Below are 3,766 nucleotides of genomic sequence, written 5' to 3'. Positions count from 1 at the left end.
ATTACAAATATTAAGGGACTTATTGAATAATGTGGTGAACATCATAGATAATTCGCATTATCCCAACCGTAAAGTGATTATCAATTTCTAAATTGGAGGCAAAAGATGAGTAATACACTAACTTCTGAGATGGCCACAAAAATCATAGAAAAAGAGTTAGAAAAAGGAGGGATTTTTCATCCTGATTCAATAAAAACAAAAGAAGAAAAGATATTAGCTTTAAAAGAGATAATTCATCGCTTAGATGTAGGCAATTCTAACGGGATAACTGTGCTCTATAGCGGCATTATAGGAACAGACACGTCTGGAAATGTAATCCAAAACGAAGAGCTCATTAAAAATATAAAAGCTAAAAATGGATTTAGGGTCCTTGATAATACCCCCGCATTCGATTTTTTAGACTTCGATGGAGGGAAAATGCAGCCTCGCAATGGGGCTCTTAAAAATGCTTTAATATCTATTTTTGGAGATACAGGCTTTGATAGAGGGACACCCGCAAATGATTTCCTTTTTGGGGGATGGAAAGATAATGTTCGCAGTCCAGGTGCTTTTGATATTATCTCCAATAACTTTGCGGCTGGCGCAAAAGGTAATGTTATTGCGATTATTCCTAACGCAAATCCTAAACAAGTATTTGGTGCAACAGAACTTAAGGCTTTATTGCAAAATCAAAACGTTGCATATATTAACGGGCTGGATAAAAATGAATTATTGAAAATTTTGGGCGATCATGTCGATTGGAATAATATAGATGCTAGTAAATATGAAAAAATATTTAATAAAATAAAAGCTGCGTCTGTTATACAAATGACAGCTTCTGGGTTATCCAAATTTCCAAATGACACCAGAGCATTAAGCAAATATCTTGAATATGCTGGTATGGATATGGTTGCTTTTATCAACAAATATCCTAAAGCAGCTGTAGAAGCTATAGATAACTTGGGTAATGAAGAACTTAAGCTCGTCCAAAAATATTTGGGTATGGGTACGGAATTTACTTCAGGTAAGGTTGGAAAATTCGATAAGGCAAAACATATAGGGAAGTTGGGGTTACTGGGATTAGGCTTAGAGCTTGCTTTTGTTGTACGCGAAGCCAAAGCCGCAGACGCTGCGGGCGATCGCGAACGCGCCAAGGACATCATGGCAGAATGGGCGGTTGGTGAAGCCGGTTCGGAAGTAGCTGGTACGGCATCTACTTTCCTGACTACGTTGGCAGGCACGGCATTGCTTGGCCTGTCTGCGCCCGTCGCAGCCGTTGCCGGGGTGGCGGTAGGCATTGTTGCCGGGATTTATGGTGAAGATGCCGCGAAGGAGCTCTACCGGCTGACCAAGGATATGGACCATAACGGCCGCATGGATTTGTTTGACCGTTTGGGGACGCTGGCATTTGGTCAGGATTTCAAGCCTAACGAAATCCCGGAAATGCTGAAAAACAAGGCGGTATCGCTCAAGCCGGAGATGCCGCTGGAAGAATTGATTGCCAAGGCAAAAACGGATATTGCCTACCGCTATGCCTTGCGTGAACTCAATCCCTTCGTTGCCGAAGGTGCGGATTACACGCCATTTAATACAGACGGCACACTGGATCTTTGGACACCCGACAATCCGAATGGTATGACGGAAGACTATATTCGCGACCGCGCGTACATGGTACTGCTGCAAATGCGTTATCTGAAAAATGGTCTCAAACTGGCACGCGATTTGGTTGATGATTTGGTGCAGGGCGACTGGGATTATATGGATCACAGCAGGCACCCTTATGATGGCAATCTTGACCGTCCCCTGACGTTTTCTGTTGATGGCAAGGGTATCTCGGTCGATGATCACCGTGTTGTCTTTGGCTCCAATCTTAGTGATAACAAGGAGTATGACAAGGTAAATCTGGAAGGTGGCGGACGTGATGACCGCATTTATGGCTTGAATGGTCATGACCGTCTTGCGGGAAAAGGCGGCAGTGACCATCTCGAAGGTGGCAAGGGACACGATATTTATCAATTCAGCACAAAAGATGACGGCATCGATACCATCTTTGATTCTGATGGCGATGGCAGTCTTGAGATTGACGAAGAAAATATTGGTGAACAGACCTTCTCCGGCATTGCCGCTCCCGAATCGTCCAAGGCAGGAGACGTTTATTATTCGGATGACAAAAAATACCGCATGGAAAATATGCAGAATTACTGGCAATTTTCTGTCAAGGACAGTACCGGAAATTACAAGGCTTTGGCAAAACTCAAGCCACGCACTGGTGATGGCAAATGGAGCAATGGTGATCTTGGCATTACCCTGAAATATAATCCTGACCCCAATGCCGGGTTGGATCCCTCCGCTTTCAATCCTTACGATGCCGGAAAGCCCGTATACTATTATTACAATGCTGCCTTGTCGCCGGAACGTGTTCGCATTCATGGCAGTGACTCACATTCATCCCAATTTACTGCTACCTCCTTTGATGATGTTATTTACACCGGAAATGGAGAATTGCATCATGTCATGGGAGCTGGCGGCAATGACTATATTGTCGGCGGTAACGGACGCGAGATTATTTATGCTGGCACAGGAAACAGGGGCGTGGTGCAAAATGATGATGACACCGCCTTCGGCGGTGGTAATTCAGATATTATCACCGGAGGGGACGGTAATGACACTCTCTACGCTGATGATGGCAGCAACAGTTATGAAAATCCGTTACCAAATGAAAGCGCATTGACGGAATCTGAAAAACGCGGCGACTGGATTAGTGGTCAGCATGGTAGCGACACCATTATCGGCAGTGCCAAAAAAGACGTATTGGCAGGTGGTGCAGGCGACGACGCCATCCGCGCGGGTGCGGGTGATGATTTGGTTTTGGGTGATGCCAACTATGTGCCTTCCAGTATGTTCAACAATCTCTCCTATAGCCAACAAACGTTTGAAAAGCGCTGGTTCGCGGATGGTACGACCAGGAATTTCTATGACGCGGCTATTACAGTGCCCAGCCACATTGCTTTTGAGTGGACATGGAGCCACGATGACAAGGATTTCTCTATCAAACCGGGAAAAGGCGCCCGCATGATGGCAACTGACCGGGTACAAGGCACGGGCAACGACACGCTGCATGGTGGCGCGGGCAATGACTGGATGGCTGGTCAGGCCGGGGACGACGAAGTGCATGGCGACGATGGTGATGACACCATGTTTGGCGATGATGCCGCTCCTATGCCAGAAGGATTCGCCAGCGGCAATGACAAACTTTATGCTGGCAAGGGCAAAGACAAGCTGCACGGGGGTGCAGGCAATGATGTGCTTGATGCCAGCGATGATGACAACGACAAGGATGAGCTCTCCGGCGATGAGGGTGATGATCAGCTTAATGGTGGTACCGGCGGCGATGAACTGCATGGTGGCGCCGGTAATGACGCGTTGCACGCCGGCAAGGACAAAACCCTGATGGACGGCGGCAGCGGCAACGACATCTTCTTCGGCAACAGTGGCGACGATACCATGACCGACGAGGAGGGTGACGATCATTATCACATTAGCGCGGGTACGGACAGCATCAAAGATGCCGCTGGATATGACGGCTACCACATTATGTTTAGCCGCCTGATGCCGCCGGGCGTGACCACCATCCATGATAGTGACGGCAAGGGATTTATCACCTATCAGGGCAGAAAAATCACCCATGACAGTGTACGCGCAGTCGCAGAAAACGAATGGGTTACGGATACTGGCGCCAAACTCACCCGCGAGGGTAGCAATTTGGTTATTACCAATGGCCCGAAAG

1 protein-coding gene is annotated in these 3,766 nt (G+C 47.1%); it reads left to right on the top strand.

From position 1 onward, the window contains the following. Positions 1-105: 105 nt before the first annotated feature. Positions 106-3,766 (top strand): calcium-binding protein (locus tag Q0349_RS03220; protein ID WP_298079438.1); only part of this gene is annotated, 3,661 nt, incomplete at its 3' end.

Source organism: uncultured Cardiobacterium sp. (assembly GCF_938028185.1).
GTDB lineage: Bacteria > Pseudomonadota > Gammaproteobacteria > Cardiobacteriales > Cardiobacteriaceae > Cardiobacterium.
The sequence above is the reverse complement of the archived record's forward strand: the minus strand, read 5'-3'. Positions and strand labels throughout refer to the sequence as shown.